The 18651-nt window shown below is 61.6% G+C and carries 20 protein-coding genes; 11 read left to right on the forward strand and 9 right to left on the reverse strand.

From position 1 onward, the window contains the following. Nucleotides 1–86 precede the first annotated feature (86 nt). The 3 genes from O7A61_RS04725 to O7A61_RS04735 are packed head-to-tail and all read left to right on the forward strand — an operon-like array spanning nt 87 to nt 2004. Nucleotides 87–398, forward strand: coding sequence for a MocE family 2Fe-2S type ferredoxin (locus O7A61_RS04725; RefSeq protein ID WP_337108742.1), 312 nt, complete (start codon nt 87–89; stop codon nt 396–398). A 1-nt stretch (nt 399) separates the two neighbouring features. Beyond that, complete coding sequence (locus tag O7A61_RS04730; protein ID WP_337128669.1) at nt 400–1182, forward strand: hydroxypyruvate isomerase family protein; 783 nt, start codon at nt 400–402, stop codon at nt 1180–1182. Nucleotides 1183–1191: 9 nt separating this feature from the next. Next, nucleotides 1192–2004, forward strand: coding sequence for a 3-methyl-2-oxobutanoate hydroxymethyltransferase (locus tag O7A61_RS04735; protein ID WP_337128671.1), 813 nt, complete (start codon nt 1192–1194; stop codon nt 2002–2004). A 574-nt stretch (nt 2005–2578) separates the two neighbouring features. On the opposite strand, the gene O7A61_RS04740 is transcribed toward O7A61_RS04735, so the two are convergent. Genes O7A61_RS04740 through O7A61_RS04760 form a run of 5 tightly spaced genes read right to left on the reverse strand, consistent with a single transcriptional unit; the run spans nt 2579 to nt 8730 of the window. Then, complete coding sequence (locus O7A61_RS04740) at nt 2579–3091, reverse strand: sarcosine oxidase subunit gamma (protein ID WP_337128672.1); 513 nt, start codon at nt 3089–3091, stop codon at nt 2579–2581. Beyond that, complete coding sequence (locus O7A61_RS04745; RefSeq protein ID WP_337128673.1) at nt 3084–6038, reverse strand: sarcosine oxidase subunit alpha family protein; 2955 nt, start codon at nt 6036–6038, stop codon at nt 3084–3086. Before O7A61_RS04745 ends, O7A61_RS04740 begins: the two co-directional genes overlap by 8 nt. Continuing rightward, a complete protein-coding gene (locus tag O7A61_RS04750; protein ID WP_337128674.1) occupies nt 6035–6301 on the reverse strand; it encodes a sarcosine oxidase subunit delta in 267 nt (88 codons plus the stop codon). Before O7A61_RS04750 ends, O7A61_RS04745 begins: the two co-directional genes overlap by 4 nt. A gap of 14 nt (nt 6302–6315) precedes the next feature. After that, nucleotides 6316–7572: a sarcosine oxidase subunit beta family protein gene (locus O7A61_RS04755; protein ID WP_337128675.1), complete on the reverse strand. Its 1257-nt coding sequence runs from the start codon at nt 7570–7572 to the stop codon at nt 6316–6318. 9 nt (nt 7573–7581) lie between these two features. Continuing rightward, nucleotides 7582–8730, reverse strand: a complete 1149-nt coding sequence (locus tag O7A61_RS04760; RefSeq protein ID WP_337128676.1) for a M24 family metallopeptidase — start codon at nt 8728–8730, stop codon at nt 7582–7584. Nucleotides 8731–9100: 370 nt separating this feature from the next. On the opposite strand from O7A61_RS04760, the gene ehuB reads away from it, so the two are divergent. The 5 genes from ehuB to O7A61_RS04785 are packed head-to-tail and all read left to right on the forward strand — an operon-like array spanning nt 9101 to nt 12911. Beyond that, complete coding sequence (ehuB, locus tag O7A61_RS04765) at nt 9101–9970, forward strand: ectoine/hydroxyectoine ABC transporter substrate-binding protein EhuB (RefSeq protein WP_337128678.1); 870 nt, start codon at nt 9101–9103, stop codon at nt 9968–9970. Nucleotides 9971–10022: 52 nt separating this feature from the next. Continuing rightward, nucleotides 10023–10751, forward strand: coding sequence for an ectoine/hydroxyectoine ABC transporter permease subunit EhuC (gene ehuC, locus O7A61_RS04770; protein WP_337128679.1), 729 nt, complete (start codon nt 10023–10025; stop codon nt 10749–10751). Next, nucleotides 10748–11407: an ectoine/hydroxyectoine ABC transporter permease subunit EhuD gene (gene ehuD / locus O7A61_RS04775; RefSeq protein WP_337128680.1), complete on the forward strand. Its 660-nt coding sequence runs from the start codon at nt 10748–10750 to the stop codon at nt 11405–11407. Before ehuC ends, ehuD begins: the two co-directional genes overlap by 4 nt. After that, entirely contained in the window at nt 11404–12183 is a 780-nt protein-coding gene (ehuA, locus tag O7A61_RS04780) for an ectoine/hydroxyectoine ABC transporter ATP-binding protein EhuA (protein ID WP_027146715.1), read from the forward strand. The genes ehuD and ehuA overlap by 4 nt, the downstream gene beginning before the upstream one ends. Then, nucleotides 12180–12911 (forward strand): GntR family transcriptional regulator, encoded by a 732-nt coding sequence (locus O7A61_RS04785; protein WP_337128681.1) that lies wholly within the window; start codon nt 12180–12182, stop codon nt 12909–12911. The genes ehuA and O7A61_RS04785 overlap by 4 nt, the downstream gene beginning before the upstream one ends. 12 nt (nt 12912–12923) lie before the next feature. Here O7A61_RS04785 and O7A61_RS04790 read toward each other — a convergent pair whose 3' ends face one another. Together O7A61_RS04790 and O7A61_RS04795 are read right to left on the reverse strand one after the other, a co-directional pair. Next, nucleotides 12924–13073 (reverse strand): hypothetical protein, encoded by a 150-nt coding sequence (locus tag O7A61_RS04790; protein ID WP_337128683.1) that lies wholly within the window; start codon nt 13071–13073, stop codon nt 12924–12926. Beyond that, the gene (locus tag O7A61_RS04795; protein ID WP_337128685.1) at nt 13070–13537 is read right to left on the reverse strand and encodes a YbhB/YbcL family Raf kinase inhibitor-like protein; all 468 of its coding nucleotides are present in this window, start codon (nt 13535–13537) and stop codon (nt 13070–13072) included. The genes O7A61_RS04790 and O7A61_RS04795 overlap by 4 nt, the downstream gene beginning before the upstream one ends. 110 nt (nt 13538–13647) lie before the next feature. Here O7A61_RS04795 and O7A61_RS04800 point away from each other — a divergent pair, with 110 nt between their 5' ends. From O7A61_RS04800 to O7A61_RS04810, 3 genes are read left to right on the forward strand one after another with little or no spacing between them, the layout of a single operon-like run. Then, a complete protein-coding gene (locus O7A61_RS04800; protein ID WP_337128687.1) occupies nt 13648–14076 on the forward strand; it encodes a phosphoribosyltransferase family protein in 429 nt (142 codons plus the stop codon). Next, a complete protein-coding gene (locus O7A61_RS04805; protein WP_337128688.1) occupies nt 14073–15188 on the forward strand; it encodes a glycosyltransferase family 4 protein in 1116 nt (371 codons plus the stop codon). The genes O7A61_RS04800 and O7A61_RS04805 overlap by 4 nt, the downstream gene beginning before the upstream one ends. Beyond that, nucleotides 15169–17379 (forward strand): amylo-alpha-1,6-glucosidase, encoded by a 2211-nt coding sequence (locus O7A61_RS04810; RefSeq protein WP_337128690.1) that lies wholly within the window; start codon nt 15169–15171, stop codon nt 17377–17379. The genes O7A61_RS04805 and O7A61_RS04810 overlap by 20 nt, the downstream gene beginning before the upstream one ends. Before the next feature lie 161 nt (nt 17380–17540). Here the strand turns inward: O7A61_RS04810 and O7A61_RS04815 are convergent, their stop codons facing one another. Beyond that, the gene (locus O7A61_RS04815) at nt 17541–18047 is read right to left on the reverse strand and encodes an Hsp20/alpha crystallin family protein (RefSeq protein WP_337128692.1); all 507 of its coding nucleotides are present in this window, start codon (nt 18045–18047) and stop codon (nt 17541–17543) included. 76 nt (nt 18048–18123) lie between these two features. After that, on the reverse strand, nt 18124–18612 hold the full coding sequence (locus O7A61_RS04820; RefSeq protein ID WP_337128693.1) for an Hsp20 family protein: 489 nt from the start codon (nt 18610–18612) through the stop codon (nt 18124–18126). Nucleotides 18613–18651: the final 39 nt, after the last annotated feature.

An 18651-nucleotide genomic window follows, 5' to 3' on the forward strand; every position in this document is an offset into this window, starting at 1 on the left:
CCGGGCATCTTCCTGTACGGCCGGCGGAATGCGTGGTCCGCCGGCCGCCTTTTTCAACCAACCAAAGAACAGACGGCAGAGTGACAATGGCAAAATGGATCAAAGCGTGCGCGACCGATGACATCGAAGAAGAGGACGTCATCCGCTTCGACCACGAAGGCCGGACATTCGCCATCTACCGCAGCCCCGATGATGCGTTCTTCTGCACCGACGGGCTGTGCACGCATGAGAAGGTGCATCTGAGCGACGGGTTGGTTATGGAACACAGGATCGAATGCCCGAAGCACAACGGCGTGTTCGACTACCGGACCGGCGAAGCGTTGCGCGCACCGGTCTGTGTGAACCTGAAAACCTACACCACGAAGGTCGAGGACGGCCGCGTGTACATCGAGGTCTGACATGTCCGATACCTTTACGCTTGCGGCTTGCGCCGAGATGCTCTGGCGCGACCGGCCGATGGAATGGCGCGTCAAGCGCCTCACCGAAATGGGTTTTCAGGTCGGCCTCTGGAACTGGCCCGAGCACGATCTCGCAATGCTGGAAAGATCCGGCGCGACCTTCTCGATCATGAACGGTTATTTGCGCGGCCGGCTGGCCGATGACGAAGGTGCTGCCGAACTGTTGAAGACGGCGAAGGAGACCGCGGCGGTCGGCAAGCGCCTTGGCGTCGCGCGGCTCAACCTGCACGGCACCGGGCTGGGCGAAGGCGGCCTGCCGGTCACGCCCTGCGAGACCGTAACCGGCGCGATGTGGCTCAAGGCGCGCGAGACGCTGAACCGCATCGCTGACCTTGCCGAGGCCGAAAGCGTGACCTTCACGCTGGAGAATTTGAACCTTCCGGTCGACCATCCCGGCGTGCCGTTTGCACGCGCCGAAGACACGCTTGCGCTGGTATCGAGCGTCAACCGGCCGGGCCTGCGCCTCAACCTCGACCTCTACCATGCGCAGATCGGCGAAGGGAACCTGATCGAACTGTGCCGTGCCTGCCTACCATGGATCGGCGAGATCCAGGTGGCCGATGTGCCCGGACGCATGGAGCCCGGCAGCGGCGAGATCAATTACCGGGGCATCGCCCGTGCGCTGAAGGACATGGGCTATCGCGGGCCGGTGGGCATGGAGGCGTTCGCCTCCGGGGACCCCGAGGCAGCACTGCTGGCCTTCCGCGAAGCTTTCACCGTCTAAGGAACGAAAATGGTCGCCAAGAGCACTCGCCCAACCGTCGCCGATATCCGCGCCATGAAAAGCCGCGGCCAAAAGATTTCCATGCTCTACGTCACCTCGCTCGAAGAGGCGGCGGCGGCGGATGCGGCCTGCGTCGACATGCTGTCGATCGAGAGCCGTTTCTTCTCGCCCGAGATGCGCGAGGCGGCTGGTCGCTGCTTCGTGCAGGTCGGGCTGCCTTACGGGCCATCCGGCAATCTGGTCATGGCGGAGGACTATCTGAAGACCGCCTACCACTTCATGCGCATCGGCGGCGACTGCTTCTACTGTGCCGCCTCGCTCGATATCCAGAAGACGCTCTGCGACAACGCCGTGCCTGTCGTTGCTCATGTTGGCCTGATCCCATCGCAATGCACCTGGACCGGCGGTTTCAAGGCTGTCGGCAGGACGGCCGAGAGCGCGCGTGCGGTGTGGGACCACGTCAAACGGCTGGAAGCCATCGGCTGCTTCGGCGCCGAACTGGAAGTAGTGCCTGACCGCGTTGCCGAACTGGTCACTGGGAGTACGCCGATGATCATGCTGGGCATGGGCGCCGGGCCGCATGCCGACGCGCAGTATCTGTTCAGCGAGGATGTGCTCGGCCACACATCCGGCCACAAGCCGCGCCATGCCAAGACCTACCGCAACTTCGCCGCCGAGTATGAGCGGCTGCAGCACGAGCGCATCGCCGCCTATCGCGAATTCATCGCCGACGTCCAGACCGGCGCCTATCCCGAGCCACAGCACGTGGTTCAGATCACTGATGACGAGTTCTCCACCTTCAGGACCGCTCTCAGGCTTTAGGAAGCCAAGATACTCAACAGGCCGCGAGATTCTCTTGAAGGTCAGCTATCTCCGCTACGGCCACAAAAGCGGACGATCTGTTTTCGGCCCCATTCACGAAATCAGCAGTTCGACGTAGATGCCCGTCCCTGGCGTTATCATCGCCTTCAGGCAGCACAGTAGAAGCTTCTTGCCAGCCATCGGGACACCTTTGAGCGAGGCGCAGTTGGTCGACTGGGCGTAGCAATCTCTTGGATGGGACAAAAGATTGAAAAGCATTGGAACAGATTTGAATGCCGGATGGCCCCACCGGATTCTAACTTGTTGATTGTGTTCGTTTTCCAAGCGTCCTCCGGGCCCACCATTGTCGTCGAGTAACTGATTGATTTTATTGAATTTTCTTGAGATTTCCTCGTAACTAGGCCTCGAACCCCCTCAGATTTCGAGCATCGGAAAGCCATGGCGGACACGGCCTCTCGGTCCACTTCGGCTATCGGCTGACAGTCCTTTCGGCAATGCGCGAGGCAAGCCGCCCAGCGTCACCACGGCTCTTCTTGGACTTGAGCCTCACCTTTGGGCGAGGCACACCTTCGTGTCAGCTCCCCGCAGGACTGGCCTGGTGGTCCGTAATCCAATCATGGAGACTGCGAGAGAAGGTTCGCGGCACAATGAGGTCGCATGCGGTCTTGCCGGTGCGCAGCAAGAGCACTGGTACATGGTGGAAGGATGTCTGCACGGCCCGGCCCGGAGCGGCGGCCGGCGCATGCCAGTCGACGGCCATGCAGGTCGAGAGAACGCTCGAGATGTCGACCCCGGCCAGGCCGAACCGCACGCGACCTTCGCCAAGACAAACCGAACAGCCGAGATCCGGATCGATGGCGAGAGTCGGCGCCTGCGTCCCGTCGTCGAGAGCCAGCCACAGGCGGCGGGGTGCAATGCGGATGACGAGAAGGCTCTGGTGGCGAACCGTCTCTCCGACCAAGGCGGGAAGTTTTGCACCGAGCGACGCCGAGAGGCTCGATTCGAATTGGCTCAGCGTTCCGTCCCAGCCTTCGACCTGGATGAGCGGGCAATCGGCCACGGTAAGGGTGAAATCCGAGCTAGCCACGCAGCCGTTCTCCTTGCGGATCGAGGAATATCGGCGAGACGACGCGGGCTCGCACGGTCTCGGCCTTCATGGGATAGACGGCCACGACCTCGCTTCCCTCGGTCGCGAGGTCGCCGGCAAGCAGCGCCAGCCCGATATAGCGGTCACGTTCGGGGCTGAAGGTGACCGAGGTGACGCGCCCCCACCCATGACCGGTTGCTTTCTCGCCCGGCCGGAACAGGACGGAGCCACCGCGCAGCCGCTTTCCGTCCTCCATGCATTCCAGTCCGACCAGGCGTTGCCGGTCATGCGCGAGCAGGGCAGGGCGCCGCCGCAGCACATCGCCGACAAAGCCGCTGCGCTTGCCGACCATACGGCCAAGGCCGAGATCGTCGAGCGTCGTGCGCCCATCGATTTCAGGGCCCGCGACATGGCCTTTCTCGACACGCAGCGCACCGAGCGCCTCGACGCCGTAGGGCTTCAACTCCAGCGGCCCGCCCGCTTCGAGCAGGCAGCTCCAGAGCTGTTCACCGGCGGTTGCGCCGACATAGATTTCATAGGCGCGCTCGCCGGAATAGCTGAGACGCAGGATACGCAGCGCGCGGCCTCGCCATTCGCCCTCGTACGAGCCCATATGCGGCAGCGCTTCGTTAGAAACGTCGAGCGACGGAAACGCCGCCGCAAGGATCGCACGAGCCTCCGGTCCAGCGATCGACATTGCCGCCCATTCATCGCTCACCGAGGAAACCGCGACGCGCAGTTCCGGCCATGCGGTATCCAGCAGGAATTCCAGCCGCGACAGCACGTCGGCGGCCCTGGCGGTCGACGTGGTCATGAAGAACCGGCTTTCCGCCAGCCGCGTCGTGGTGCCGTCGTCGAAGACAATGCCATCGTCGCGCAGCATGACGCCGTACCGGGCGCGGCCGATCTTAAGCTTGGCGAAGCCGTTGGCGTAGATCCGGTCGAGGAACGTTGCGGCGTCAGGGCCCTGGACGTCGATCTTGCCCAGGGTAGAGATGTCCATCAAGCCGGCAGCCTGGCGCACATGCCGCATTTCGGCGACATAGGCTTCGTTCACGTCGGCCCCGGACCGCCTATAGAACCAGGGCCGCATCCACAGACCGACTTCAAGCATCTCCGCGCCGTTCGCCAAATGCCAGTCATGCATCGGCGTGCGGCGGAACGGCTTGAAATGGTGGCCGGTGGCGCGACCGGCGAGCGCGCCGATGGCGACCGGCGTGAAGGGCGGGCGGAAGGTCGTGGTGCCGGTCTCGGGGATTGTTGCGCCGCGCAAGGCGGCCATCGCGGACAGCCCCGGAAAATTGCTGGTCTTGCCTTGGTCGGTCCCCATACCGAGCGTCGTGTATCGCTTCAGATGCTCGATCGACTCATAGCCTTCGCGGTGGGCGAGTTCGATGTCCTTTGTCGTCACATCCATCTGGAAATCGACGAACGCTTTTCCGCCTTGGGCGCACGGGACTTCGCGAAACGGGGTCGTGACGGTTTCGCCAAGATCGAGCTTCGAAGGAACTGGTACTGGCGCCGACTTGCCACAGAAGGATGCCGCTTCGATGCCAGCACGATGGCCGTCCTCGTTAGCATCGGCGGTCGCATGGATTCCCATCATCGCGCCGGCGCCGAACTGGTTGGCCGGAAACGCACCTGGCACAAAGCCGCCGATGTCTTCGCGATATCGAGGCTTGACGCCCAGATGCGAAGCGAGGTGCACGGTCGGCGACCAGCCGCCGGACACGCAGACCAGATCGCAGGCAGCCTCGAATCGGCCGTCCGGTCCTTTGAGCGTTGCGCGCTTCACGCAATGGCCTCCGCGCAGGTCGAGAATGCGTGTTGCGGTCCGCACCGCGACTCCGAGGCGTGTGGCCTCCACGGCAAGCGCCGGAGGGATAGTGGTGCGCCGGTCTGATATCGTCACCTCCGCGCCGGCCTCGGCGAGGTCGAAGGCCGTGCGCCAAGCGCCGTCATTGGTGGTGGCGACGATAACTTTCCTGCCCGGCAGAACAGCGAAACGGTTGAGATATATTCGGGCGGCGGAGGCAAGCATGACGCCGGGCAGGTCGTTGTTCGGGAACACCATCGGACGCTCGATGGCGCCGGTGGCGAAAACGACCGAGCGGGCGCGAAGCATGGTGACTATCTGCCGAGCTTGCCCCGAATACGGCGGACGGTCTTGGTTGCGTTGTTCGACCAGGCCTATGACATTGCCGTCGTAGATGCCGAAAGCGCTGGTCCGCTTCATCAACGTGACGGTTTCGAAGCTCTCCAGTTCGGCTTCGACCTGGCCCAGCCATGAGGCGGCTACGCCGTCGGACTGTTCGGCTAGAAGCTGGCCGCCGAGAAGGAAATCCTGCTCGATCAGCACGACCCGCGCGCCGGCCGCGGCGGCGGCGCGCGCCGCCGATAGTCCTGCCGGACCGGCGCCGATGATTGCAACATCGGCAAAGGCATGACGAACCTCATAGCGATCGGGATCCGGCTCGGTACCGGCCCGGCCCAGACCCGCCGCCCTGCGGATGAAATGCTCGTAGACCTTCCAGGAACGCCGCGTCGGACCCATGAAGGTTTTGTAGTAGAAGCCGGCCGAAAGGAACGGCGCGAACAGACCGTTGGCGCTCTGCACGTCGAAGGCGAGCGACGGCCAGCGGTTCTGGCTTTCCGCGGCCATGCCGTCGCCAAGTTCCAGCATCGTTGCCGGCAGGTTCGGCTCGCGCCTGCCGCCAGTTCCGAGCGTGACCAGCGCGTTCGGCTCCTCCGGCCCGGCGGAAAGAATGCCGCGCGGACGATGATATTTGAAGCTGCGCCCGACCAGGGTGACGCCGTTGGCGAGCAATGCGGATGCAAGCGTATCGCCGCGATATCCGGCTAGTCCTTTGCCGTCGAAGCTGAATTCGATGGAATGGGAGCGATCGATGCGGCCGCCCTCTGGCAGCCGCTTGTTCCGAGCATTCATGCTTGCGACGTCCTGGCGAAGGCGACCGAAGAAATGACGTGGTTGCGCGTGTCGCGCTCGACCACCAGCCACTGGCGGCAGCCGGTCACGTGCTGCCAGAATTCGCGATGAAGGCCCGCCGGGTTTTTCCGGATATAGACATAGGCATACCAGGCCTCCGGGTCGGGATCGTTATGGGCCGGACGCCTGACGGAAGCATCGCCGCCATAGCGGAATTCGTCATGGTCACGCGGACCACAGCACGGGCAGTCGAAGCGCAGCATTTTCTTCCAGCCTCCTATTGCAGCCAGGCGGAGGGGCCAGCGCCGGCCTCGTCCAGCGTGCGGCCAGTCCGGAAGCGGTCGAGCCCGTAGGCAGCGATCAAGGGATGCGGCTTGCCGGTGGCGATGGTATGGGCGAAGCACCAGCCAGAAGCCGGCGTCGCCTTGAAGCCGCCATAGCACCAGCCGCCGTTGAGATAGAGGCCGTCGATCGGCATTGGGCAGATGATCGGACTGGCATCGGGTGTCATGTCCATGACGCCGCCCCAATGACGCAGCAGACGGATGCGCGAGATGCAAGGCATCAGCGCGATCGCCGCCTCCGCCACTTCGCGCACGACGCCGAGATTGCCGCGCTGGGCGTAGGAATTGTAGCCATCGAGATTGCCGCCGAAGACCAACCCGCCCTTGTCCGACTGGCTGACGTAGAAATGATCGGCGCCATAGGCGACGACATGGTCGACCAGTGGCTTCAGCGGTTCGGTGACGAAGGCCTGCAGGACATGGCTTTCTATCGGCAGTTCAAGGCCAGCCTTGGCGCCGAGCGTGGATGTATGGCCGGCGACGGCGAGCCCGACCTTGCCTGCTCCGATCCGCCCTTTCGTCGTTTCGACGCCGACGATCCCGTTGCCATCGCGGATAAAGTCCGTCACTTCGCAATTCTGGATGATGTCGACGCCATGGCCATCGGCGGCGCGCGCATAGCCCCAGGCTACGGCATCATGGCGCGCCGTGCCCGCGCGGCCCTGAAAGATGGCGCCATGGATCGGGAAGCGAGCCGTGTCGGAAAAATCGAGATAGGGCACCAGCCGGCGCACGTCGTCGCGATCGAGAATATCGGCGTCGATGCCGTTCAGACGCATGATGTTCGCTCGGTGGCTGAAGCCGTCGAGCTGGTCGGCTGAATGCGCGGTGACGAGTTGGCCGCGCTGCGAGAACATGACGTTGAAGTTCAGCGCCCGCGACATGCCCTCCCAGAGTTTCATCGAGAATTCGTAGAACTGGGTGTTGCCGTCGAGCAGGTAGTTGGAGCGGATGACGGTGGTGTTGCGGCCGACGTTGCCGCCGCCGATATAACCCTTCTCCAGGACGGCGACATTGCGGACGCCGTGGTTTTCGGCGAGATAGAATGCGGTGGCGAGGCCGTGTCCGCCACCGCCGACGACGATCACGTCGTAAGACGGTTTGGGCTCCGCCGCCCGCCAGGCGCGCTGCCAGTTCTTCTGGCCGGACAGCGCATTGCGGAAAATCGAGAATGCCGAATAGGGTGCCATGCGCGCGGCCTACCGAACGATCGGGCCGGTCGGAGTGCGGGTCAGCACTTCGGCGCCCGCATCGGTCAAAAGCACGGTGTTGGAGATGAAGTCGTCGCCACTCCCCGTGCCCATCAGCCAGGACAGGATGTGGAAGCTCATCCCCGTCTCGATTTCGAGATCAGAATCGTGCCGGAGCCCGGTCACCGAATTGCCCCCGGTCCATGAGGGCGGCTGGCCGGCACCGACGAGATAGCCGCAGTGATGGCGGCGATAGTGGGAAAGGCCGGCTTCGTCGGCGACAGCCTGCCAGGCGGCATAGACATCGCGCGCCTTGGCCCCCGGACGCAGCGCCTTGACGACCGCGTCGAACGCCCTGGCGGTCACTTCGGCCATCCTGGCGTCCTCGTCCCTGATGTGGCCGATACGGACAAGCCGGCCGAGCGGTGCGTGGTAGCGCGAGATACAGCCGGACAGTTCGACGAAGACCGGTTCGCCCTTGCGATAGATACCGTCGCCCCAAGTCGTGTGCTCTTCGCCCAGTCGCGCTGCCGGGCGGATGAAAGGGCCAAAGCCTGGCGCATGGCCGCCGGCGCGGATCATCGCCGAAACACATTGGGCGGCGACCTCCTGTTCGGCTGCGCCCTCCGAAATCGCCGCGATCGCGGCTCCGGCGGCGGCGTCGGTCACTTTTGCGGCCAGCCGCATCAGGGCTTGTTCCTCGGCGCTCTTCACCCGCCGCATCCTGTCGACCAGGCCGGAAACGTCGCTCCACTTGGCATCGACTTGCGTCTGCAAGGCCACGGCAAGCCCATGACTCAAGCCCGCCGTCCAGCATTCAAGGCCGAGCCGCTTGCCGGTGAGGCCGAGTTCCGCCAGCACACGCGCGGCAAGATCAGCCGCTGTTTCGCTATCGGAATGGCCGCGGAATTCCGCCGCCGTCACCTGCTTCTCGATCGTCACCCTTTCCATCGAACGGGTGACCAGGACAGGTTTTCCCTGGAGCGGCACGATCAGCAGGTGAGGGGCAAAATAGCCCCAGTGGTCGAGCCCGGTAAGATAGAAGACGTTCTCCGGCGAAGCGAAGACAGCGCCGTCGAGTTCGCGCTCGGCCAGGACTTTGCGGATCCTCGCGAGGCGGCCGGCGATTTCGGTTTCGGAGAAGGGATTGCGGTCCATCGGGCATCCTCATGCGTGCTGTTGCCGGCCTTGTCACCGTCGTGGTCTCTCGGCAGGCCCGGCTTCCCGCCAGTCATGCTGGTCGACAACGACGCGTTCGCCGCCGCGATTGCTCCGGCTGCGTGAATGTTCCCGCGCTCGTCACGCCTGCCTTCTAGGTATGCTGTCGTCCTACTGAGTTGGCCAAATTTGCCTAAATTGTGCACATCTTGACGGAAGCTTGGCCTGTATTCGGCCAAGTTTCGTTGAATTTAGTGTCTTTGCTTGCACAATCTCTATTGCAGTTGTATACGTCTGGTCAAGCGCGTTTCAGCCTCGAAGAAGGTCGTTGCGCTGGGAACCATCATCGGTTGTTCAACGGGAGAAAAGCATGTTCAAATCATCGATATCGCGTCGTGTCGTCGTCAAGGCGGCGGCCTGTCTTGCACTTGCCGCCCCGTCACTGGCGTCGTTGCCCGCCCATGCGGAGACCACCCTCGAACGGGCCAAGAAGGACGGCTACATCCGCGTCGGCTTCGCCAACGAGGCACCGTTCGGCTTCGCCACGCCCGACGGCAAGCTGACCGGCGAGGCGCCGGAAGTCGCCAAGGCGGTGCTCGCCAAGATGGGCATCCCGCAGGTCGACGGCGTGCTGACCGAATTCGGCTCGCTCATCCCGGGTCTCAAGGCTGGTCGCTTCGACATCATCGCGGCCGGCATGTTCATAACCCCGAAGCGCTGCGCCGAGATCAATTTCTCCGAGCCGTCCTATGGTATTGGCCAGGCCATGCTGGTGGCCAAAGGCAACCCCAAGAGCGTGAAGGACTATTCCAGCATCAAGGACAATCCGGATCTCAAGCTGGCTGTGATGGCCGGCGCCGTCGAAGGCGGTTATGCCAAGGACGCCGGCGTCGCCGCCGGGCAGATCGTCGCTTTGCCCGACCAGTCCAGCCTGGTCGCCGCGGTCCAGTCGGGCCGCGCCGACGCTGCCGCGCTGACCGCGCTTTCGATCGCCGACATGGCCAAAAAGGCCGACGGCGTGGAATCGACCAAGCCATTCGGCGAGGTGGCCGGCAAATCGGTGAAAGGTCATGGCGGTTTCGGCTTCCGCAAGGAAGACACCGATCTGCAGGAAGCCTTCAATGCCGAGCTGAAGAAATTCCTTGGCTCGCCGGAGCATATCGCCCTGGTCGAGCCGCTCGGCTTCGGCAAGGATTACCTGCCGAACAAGACCACCGCCGAGCTCTGCGCCGGGAAATAGGGTCCCAACTGCTGGGCGGCGTGAAGGCGCCGCCCTTTTTTCGGAGAGGCAGATGGGAATTGGCACGCTTGTGGCGATGCTCGCGATTGCGCTCGCCGTCATCGGTATCCTGGCGACACAGGCAAGCTACAGCCTGTTTCTGCCCGGCTTGCTGCAGGGCGCGACCTTGACGATCGAGATCGCCATCCTTGGCAGCCTGCTCGCGGTTGTCATGGGGGTGCTTGCCGCGCTCGCCCGGCTCTATGGCCCGGCGCCGCTCAGATGGCTGGCAACGGTCTATGTCGAGATCTTTCGCGGCACCTCGGCGCTGGTGCAACTGTTCTGGCTGTTTTTCGTGCTGCCGCAATTCGGCGTCACGCTCAATGCGTTTCTGGTGGCGGTCGTGGCGCTTGGCCTGAACGTCGGCGCCTACGGGTCGGAGGTGGTGCGCGGCGCGATCCTGTCCGTCGCTCGCGGGCAGTGGGAGGCATGCACGGCGTTGAATATGAGCCGGGCCCAGATGCTGCGGCGGGTTATTCTGCCCCAGGCTTTCGTCGCCATGATCCCGCCCTGGGGCAATCTGTTCATCGAGCTTCTCAAATCGACATCGCTGGTCTCGCTGATCACGCTCTCCGACCTCGCCTTCAAGGCGCAGCAGATGAACCAGAATACGTTCAAGACCATCCCAATCTTCACCCTCGTCCTGTTGATGTACCTCGTGATGTCGCTGGTCCTCACGATCGGTATGCGGCTTCTCGAAAGACGTGCATCGGCCGGTCTGGCGCGGGGGAAGGCAGCATGATCTGGGACTGGAGCTTCACCCTCGAAATCCTGCCGGTGCTGGCGCACGCGGCAATCGTTTCCGTCGAGGCGACGCTGATCGGCTTCGTTCTCGCCGCCACCCTCGGCCTGGTGCTGGCAGTCGTGCGCATAGCCGTGCCATGGACCGGTTGGACGATTTCGGTGCTGGTCGAGCTGATCCGTTCGACACCGCTGCTCATCCAGATATTCTTCATCTATTTCGTCTTCCCGAAGTTTGGCCTGGTGCTCGATGCCTTCACCGCCGGGGTGCTTGCCATTGGCATCCACTACGCCGCCTATTGCTCCGAGGTTTATCGCGCCGGTTTCGACAACATCCATCGCGGCCAGTGGGAGGCCTCGATCGCGCTCAATCTTTCGGCCTGGACGACGTTTCGCGACATCATCGTCCCGCAGGCGATCCCGCCGATCGTTCCGGCTCTTGGCAATTACCTCGTCGCCCTGTTCAAGGAGACGCCGCTGCTCTCCGCGATCGCCGTGATGGAGCTGATGCAGACCGCCAAGATCATCGGCTCCGACACCTTCCGCTACACCGAGCCGATAACGCTGGTCGGCCTGTTCTTCCTTGCCATGAGCCTGGTTTCAGCCGCGCTCATCCGCGCTCTCGAACGCCTGCTCAACCGGAGGACCATGCGATGACCGAACAACCGATGGTCCGTTTCGAAAATGTCTCGAAACGCTACGGCGCGCTGACCGTTCTCGACGAGCTCAATCTTGAAATCGCGCGTGGCGAAAAAGTCTCCGTCATCGGCCCGTCCGGCTCCGGCAAGACGACCGTGCTGCGCATGCTGATGACGCTGGAGACGATCAACGATGGCGTCATCTGGGTCGAGGGCGAGCCGCTGACCCACATGAAAAAGAACGGCAAACTTGTGCCTGCCGACCTTGCCCATATTCGCCGCATCAGGGCGAAGATCGGTATGGTGTTCCAGTCCTTCAATCTCTTCCCGCATATGACGGCAATGGCCAACTGCATCGAGGCGCCGATGACGGTGCTCGGCATGAAGCGGACGGAAGCAGAGGCACGGGCGGCCGAGCTTCTCGACCTGGTCGGTCTATCCCAGAAGAAGGACCACTACCCGTCTCAGTTGTCTGGTGGTCAGCAGCAGCGCGTGGCTATCGCCAGGGCGCTGGCCATGCGGCCCAAGATCATGCTGTTCGACGAGGTAACGTCGGCGCTCGACCCGGAGCTTGTCGGCGAAGTGCTGCAGGTGATAAGGCAGATCGGTCGCGAGCACGATCTGACCATGCTGATGGTCACCCATCAGATGGGCTTCGCCAAGGAGTTTTCCGATCGCGTCTGCTTCTTCTACCAAGGCAAGATCTGCGAGCAGGGGCCGCCAGGCGAACTGTTCGGAGCGCCGAAGAATGAACGAACACGGCAGTTCCTGCACGCTGTCCTGGAGGCTGGATGACGCTTGAGACGGATGCCGCGCCCATGGTAGCAGCCGACCCGCAGCCGCGCCCGCTTTCCGCGCGCGAGCGGTTCGAGCGCATCTACCGCATCTTGCGCGACCGCATCTGTCTGCTTGACTATGCACCGGGAAGCCATCTTTCCGAGGAAGAGCTGGCTCAGGAATTCGAGATCAGCCGGACACCGGTTCGACGTGTGCTGGCGCGCCTCGAATCCGAGGGTCTCGTCCAATCCGTCCACGGCGTCGGCACGATCGTCACCGATGTCGATATCGAGGAATTGCAACAGGTTTATCACCTGAGGCTGGAACTGGCGCTCCTCGTCGGCAAGCTTTCGCCGATCCCGCGCACGGCGGAGGATCTCGATCGGATTCGAGCGCTCATCACGCGCTGTGATTCCGATATTCTCAACCCCGACCAGCGCGCCTTCCTTCGCCTTAACATGGATTTCTTCTATGAACTTACCGCGATGACTGGCAATCAGCCACTGCGCGAGATCAGCGAGCGCCTGTATTTTCAGGTGGCGCGGGTCGTCCTGAAGATGATGCCGCAATTGGGTCTTGTCGAAGAATTCACTGCCTTCCGCCGGGAGATGGAGGAAGTCCTTGCCGCGGCGGAAATCGGAGATTGGGAATCGATCGGCCACATAAGGCGCGCTCATATCTCGATGAGCTTTCGTCGCATGATGCGCCATGTCGGTGAGGCCACCGGTTTGGACAGCGCCAAGTGATCCGCTCATTGGTCAGCGATCGATCTCGCCGAACACGACGTCGAGGGACCCGATGATCGCGGCGACATCGGCGATCATCTGAACAGCTGCGGAACCAGCATTGCTGCGGAGCGATGCGATTACCCTAATGAACAGGACTTGCCTCGGAATGCGATGCATCACGCCCTCTCGTAAGTGCCGACAAGTTCGGCCTGTGCGATCACATGTGGCTTTGCCCGATCCAATATGTCGGCGACCTTGGCTTTCTCGCCACAATGCAGCGTTTCGACATCGAGGGCCGGTAGGCGGAAATGATAGTGATGGACACCGTGGCCCTTGGGTGGCTGCGGTCCATCGTAGCGCGGGTTGCCAAAATCATTGACGCCATGGCCAAGGCTTTCGGTCTTGGCGCCGGCCGCCGTACCCTTCGGCAAGCGGTCGCGTTCCGCAGGGATGTCGTAAACGCCCCAATGGCGGAAGATCCCGGAGGGAGCGTCGGGATCCTCCACGACCAAGACGAAGCTTCGAGTGCCCTGAGGCGCTTCCTTCCAGGTCAGCGGGGGCGACAGGTTCTCCCCGTCCCGCACATATTCATCCGGAATCCTGTCGCCGTTCCGGAAGGCCGGACTTTCAATCGAAAATGCCATGACGTTCACCTCAATCGTGGTGATTTTTGAGCGTTCGCGTCGTCCTTGGATTTACTCGGAACGCCGGGGCCTGGAGCGAGTTCCAGTAGGATCGACAAAAGCTCCAGGCGGTGGCCTCTCTCGGCCAGCTCGGGATTGCCTCGAAGTCGGTCGAGGCGGAAACCGCGCATTTTGGACTGAAGCTCATGACCGTCGTATTTTCAGACCGCCGCGAGGCCGGGCGAAAACTTGCAACCGAACTGAAAGATTATGCCGGGCGCCGCGATGTCATCGTACTGGCGCTTCCACGTGGCGGCGTTCCAGTCGCCTATGAAGTCGCTCGTGCGTTGAAGGCGCCGCTCGATGTCTTCGTCGTTCGCAAGCTAGGTGTACCAGGCTGCGAGGAACTGGCCATGGGCGCGATCGCGACCTCCGGCGTGCGCGTTCTGACAGGCGCGCTCAGCGCCGGAACAATCTGGATTCTGCGGTGTTCGGTTCCCGGAAAAGCCGAAGTGGATGCACCGAATTGGGTGAACGATACAAATGGACTGGATCGATGAGGGTTGCCCAAGTCGCACCCTTAACAGAAAGCGTTCCCCCAAAACTCTATGGTGGTACCGAGCGGATCGTGTCCTATCTTGCCGAGGAGCTTGTCCGTCGCGGTCATGAGGTCACGCTTTTTGCAAGTGGGGATTCGCATACCTCGGCGCGGCTGGTAAAATGCTGCGACCGGGCCTTGAGGCTTGATCCGACCGTTTTGGATCCCATTCCTCATCACATTGTAATGCTCGATCGCGTTCGGCGGGTTGCCGACGAGTTCGATGTTATTCATTTTCACACTGACCTGTTGCAGTTCCCTCTGCTCAATACCCTCCAAACTCCTGCGCTCACGACCCTGCATGGACGTCTTGATCTTCCTGACCTGCATCCGTTCTATCAAAGCTTTCCCGACGTGCCGCTGGTATCGATATCTGAAGAACAACGTCGCCCGATGCCGCCCGTCAACTGGGCCGGAACAGTCTATAATGGACTACCGCGCGACCTACTGCCGATGACGATGCATCCCTCGGGCGATTATCTGGCGTTTCTCGGCCGTATTTCTCCGGAAAAAGGTCCAGAGACAGCGATCGAGATCGCCACGCGTGCTGGCATGACATTGAAGATCGCGGCCAAAATCGACAAGCAGGACAGGTTATTTTGGGAAAACGTAATCTCGCCCATGATCGCCACACATCCCAATGTGGAATTCCTCGGCGAAATAGATGAACACCACAAGGCTGATTTCCTTGGCAACGCCCGGGCACTGCTTTTTCCTATAAACTGGCCCGAGCCCTTTGGGTTGGTGATGATCGAAGCTATGGCGTGCGGAACCCCCGTAATCGCGTTCGATCGAGGCGCGGTATCCGAGGTGATTGACCATGGGGTCTCGGGGTTTGTCGTAAGAACTGTCGACGAGGGAATTGAGGCGATAAGATCGGCCGGCAATTTGGATCGGCGACGGATCCGGGCTGTTTTCGAAGAACGGTTCTCGGCCGAGCGTATGGCATTCGACTACGTGTCGATTTATGATTGCCTTGTCGCGCTATCATCAGGCGCTGCGATGGCTCGCGCCAGGGGCGCTCAAGTGTCAGCTGAAGTTAGAGGTCTCAGCGATGCAATCCGTGAGTGCTGAAGCGATCTCCCATGCACCTTTTCCCGGGGGATCTGGCGTTACGCATCTTGCCCAGCTTTTCGTCCCCTCACTGCAGGAGCGCCGGCCCCGAACACTCAAGCATGACGACATTTTCGGCGTCTTCGACCGTAACGGCGACGTCCTCTCAGGACCTGGTAGTCCAGACGGGATTTATTATCGCGACACACGCTATCTCTCGCATCTTGGTCTGACAATCAATGGCGCCAGGCCTATGCTGCTCAGTTCGACATTGCGCGACGACAATGCGACCTTGACTTGCGATTTAACCAATCCAGACATTTTCGATGCTCAAGGCGTTCGCGTGCTGAAGCACGACTTAATTCATCTCCGCCGGTCACGATTACTGTGGGGCGCCCGATGCTTCGAGCGGCTGGCTGTGCGCAATTTCGATGAAGTTCGGCATCGTCTCCAGCTTGAGCTGGTTTTCGCATCCGATTTCGCGGACCTATTCGAAGTCCGGGGCACGCCGCGGCCCCAGCGCGGAGAGGATTGTCAACCGGACGTGGCCGGTAACCGGGTCGCGCTTGCTTACGTGGGCTTGGATGGCGTGCGACGCGCTACCATTTTGTCCTTCGATCCCGTGCCGGCGACGCTCACCGGCGAACAGGCCACGTTTGTGATAGAACTCGCACCTCACGAGACACATTCGCTTTTCCTGGATGTCGGCTGTGACAAGAAGGAAATTGGCGACGAGTCGCCTCGCCGCACCTTTTTTATTGCGCTTCGCGATGCGCGGCGGGCACTGCGTCATTCCACATCGAAGGCCGCCGCCATAACGACCTCCAACGAAATCTTTGATGAGGCGGTGCACCGAAGTGTGTCGGACCTCTACATGCTGATCACACAAACACCTGAGGGACCCTATCCCTATGCTGGCATTCCATGGTTCAGCACCGTGTTCGGGCGTGACGCTCTCATCACTGCCATGGAGATGCTTTGGCTGGACCCCTCGATAGCACGCGGCGTACTCCTCTATCTCGCAGCCAACCAAGCAACCGAGCTAGATCATGTGTCGGATGCGGAACCTGGCAAAATCCTTCACGAGTTGCGACATGGCGAAATGGCGGTGCTTCGGGAGGTGCCGTTCCGTCGATACTATGGCAGCGTCGACTCGACGCCCCTCTTCATCATGTTGGCAGGTGCCTATTTGGAGAGGACAAGCGATCTCGACACATTGCAGCGTCTGATGCCCAATATCGAAGCTGCTCTCGCTTGGATCGACGATTACGGTGACCGCGACAAAGACGGCTTCGTTGAGTACCAGCGGTTGACGCCCGATGGTTTGGCAAACCAGGGTTGGAAGGACAGCAGCGATTCTGTTTTTCACGCGGACGGAACGCTTGCGAAGGGATCGATCGCACTCGCCGAGGTGCAGGCATACGTCTACGGAGCGTGGTGCGCGGCGGCCGCGATCACTCGTCGGCTCGGCAATTCGGCGCGAGCCAACAAGCTCGAAGCCAAGGCATCGGACCTTCGCGATCGCTTCGACGTCTGCTTTTTCGACGAGCAACTCGGCACCTATGTGCTTGCGCTCGACGGAGACAAGCGCCCCTGCAGGGTACGTTCGTCGAATGCCGGTCATACACTTTTCACCGGTCTCGCGCGTGCCGAGCGAGCAAAGGCTGTGGTGCAGAATCTCACGGAGCGTGCTTTTTTTACGGGCTGGGGTATCAGAACCGTCGCTGCGACAGAGGCCCGCTACAATCCAATGAGCTATCACAATGGCTCAGTCTGGCCCCATGACAACGCGCTGATCGCCGCCGGTTTCGCTCGCTATGGCTTCCGACATGAAGCTGCAAAGATATTCGAAGGTCTGTTCGCCGCCTCGACATATCTCGATCTGCGCCGGTTGCCAGAACTATTCTGCGGCTTCCCGCGCCAAAGTGCCCAAGCACCGACCTTCTATCCGGTCGCATGCAATCCCCAGGCGTGGGCGGCAGCTGCGCCATTGCTTTTCGTGCAAGCTTGCCTCGGCCTCGAATTCGATCCGAAATCGCAGTTTGTCATTTTTGACGCCCCTGTCTTGCCGAACTTCCTGGACCAAATCGTCCTGAGGCGGCTTTCTCTGGGTGCCGGATCGGTGGACGTGGCGCTCCGTCGTACCGGCTCTCAGGTAGTCGTTGACGTCCTTGGCCGCACTGGATCGACTAGAGTCGTGACGAAGAGCTGACCAACGGCCTCTCACCAGGCCCCTCTCGCTCAACTCACTACGTCGGAGGCTTCGGGAACTAGCCGTCTGGAGCGGCGGCGGTTTTGTTCATTTCTGAAAGGGCCCGGCAAGAATTCCGGACCCGCTTTCATTACCGCCTCAGCTTGTCAGTTTCTGTCCAATCAGCTCTTGATTTCGATGCGCTTGACCTGCGATTGCGCCTTCTCCGTCTTGGGCAAGGCCACGGTCAGCACGCCGTTCTTGAAGCGGGCTTCGACCTGGTCTCCGCGGACTTCATAGCCGAGCGGAATGCGGCGCTCGAAGCGGCCGTAGTAGCGCTCCGAGAACTGCCTGTCCTTGTCTTCGGTTTCGGATTGCTTCTCGCCCTTGAGCGTCAGCACACCGTCTTCGAGCAGTACCTCGATATCCTTCTCCTCCAGCCCGGGCACCTCGGCGGTGACCTTTATCTGTTTCTCACTGTCGGAGATCTCGACGCTCGGCCAATTTCGGTCGAACGCGGTCCTGCCGAACGGCGGCATGCCTGTGCCGAAGCCGCGGAAAACATCGTCGAACAGCCTGTTCACTTCTCGATGCAGCGACAGGAACGGGTCGCGCTCACCGTCGCGGAAAAGGCTGGGGGCCCGGTCGCCATTGCCGCGGCCCCAAGGGATCAGATCACGGACACTCATGATTTTCTCCTTTCGGTCGTTCGGTGACAAAGTCATCCCGACGGTGCCGGGCATTGCCCGGCACCGTGCGGAGATTTCAGGCGACCTTCTTCTCGGCCTCGATCTGCTTCGTCGCGCCCTTGGGCAGCGTCGTGTCGGCTGCGATCTCGATCTTGCGCGGCTTCATCTCTTCAGGAATCTCGCGCTTGAGATCGATCGTCAGCAGACCATTGACCAGGGCAGCGCCCACAACTTTGACGTGGTCGGCCAGTTCGAAGCGACGCTGGAAGGCACGCCCGGCGATGCCGCGATGCAGGTACTGGCTGTTGTCGCCGCCCTTATCGTCGCCAGTCTTCTGACCAGACACCACGAGCATGTTCTGCTCCTGGGTGAGGGTCAGTTCTTCCTGCGAGAAGCCGGCCACCGCCATCGTAATGCGGTAATCGTCCTCGCTTGTCTTGGCGATGTCATAGGGAGGCCAGTTGTCGATCGTTTCGATGCGGCTGGCGGCATCCAGAGCGTTCAACATCCGGTCGAAGCCGATGCTCGATCGGAACAGGGGAGAAAAGTCGAAAGCGGTTCTCATGACTATATCCTCCATTGAGCAACATAGGAGGAGCGCCAA

Source organism: Mesorhizobium sp. Cs1321R2N1 (assembly GCF_037179725.1).
Taxonomy (GTDB): domain Bacteria; phylum Pseudomonadota; class Alphaproteobacteria; order Rhizobiales; family Rhizobiaceae; genus Mesorhizobium; species Mesorhizobium salmacidum.

Excerpts from the sequence above, each read along its gene's own strand:
- ehuC (WP_337128679.1), top strand. The coding sequence starts at position 10,023 with ATGGGAATTGGCACGCTTGTGGCGATGCTCGCGATTGCGCTCGCCGTC.
- O7A61_RS04760 (WP_337128676.1), bottom strand. The coding sequence starts at position 8,730 with ATGGACCGCAATCCCTTCTCCGAAACCGAAATCGCCGGCCGCCTCGCG.
- O7A61_RS04810 (WP_337128690.1), top strand. The coding sequence starts at position 15,169 with ATGCAATCCGTGAGTGCTGAAGCGATCTCCCATGCACCTTTTCCCGGG.
- O7A61_RS04745 (WP_337128673.1), bottom strand. The coding sequence starts at position 6,038 with ATGAATGCTCGGAACAAGCGGCTGCCAGAGGGCGGCCGCATCGATCGC.
- ehuA (WP_027146715.1), top strand. The coding sequence starts at position 11,404 with ATGACCGAACAACCGATGGTCCGTTTCGAAAATGTCTCGAAACGCTAC.
- O7A61_RS04795 (WP_337128685.1), bottom strand. The coding sequence starts at position 13,537 with ATGGCATTTTCGATTGAAAGTCCGGCCTTCCGGAACGGCGACAGGATT.
- O7A61_RS04805 (WP_337128688.1), top strand. The coding sequence starts at position 14,073 with ATGAGGGTTGCCCAAGTCGCACCCTTAACAGAAAGCGTTCCCCCAAAA.
- O7A61_RS04815 (WP_337128692.1), bottom strand. The coding sequence starts at position 18,047 with ATGAGTGTCCGTGATCTGATCCCTTGGGGCCGCGGCAATGGCGACCGG.
- O7A61_RS04735 (WP_337128671.1), top strand. The coding sequence starts at position 1,192 with ATGGTCGCCAAGAGCACTCGCCCAACCGTCGCCGATATCCGCGCCATG.
- O7A61_RS04755 (WP_337128675.1), bottom strand. The coding sequence starts at position 7,572 with ATGGCACCCTATTCGGCATTCTCGATTTTCCGCAATGCGCTGTCCGGC.
- O7A61_RS04820 (WP_337128693.1), bottom strand. The coding sequence starts at position 18,612 with ATGAGAACCGCTTTCGACTTTTCTCCCCTGTTCCGATCGAGCATCGGC.
- O7A61_RS04750 (WP_337128674.1), bottom strand. The coding sequence starts at position 6,301 with ATGCTGCGCTTCGACTGCCCGTGCTGTGGTCCGCGTGACCATGACGAA.
- O7A61_RS04785 (WP_337128681.1), top strand. The coding sequence starts at position 12,180 with ATGACGCTTGAGACGGATGCCGCGCCCATGGTAGCAGCCGACCCGCAG.
- O7A61_RS04725 (WP_337108742.1), top strand. The coding sequence starts at position 87 with ATGGCAAAATGGATCAAAGCGTGCGCGACCGATGACATCGAAGAAGAG.
- O7A61_RS04730 (WP_337128669.1), top strand. The coding sequence starts at position 400 with ATGTCCGATACCTTTACGCTTGCGGCTTGCGCCGAGATGCTCTGGCGC.
- ehuD (WP_337128680.1), top strand. The coding sequence starts at position 10,748 with ATGATCTGGGACTGGAGCTTCACCCTCGAAATCCTGCCGGTGCTGGCG.
- ehuB (WP_337128678.1), top strand. The coding sequence starts at position 9,101 with ATGTTCAAATCATCGATATCGCGTCGTGTCGTCGTCAAGGCGGCGGCC.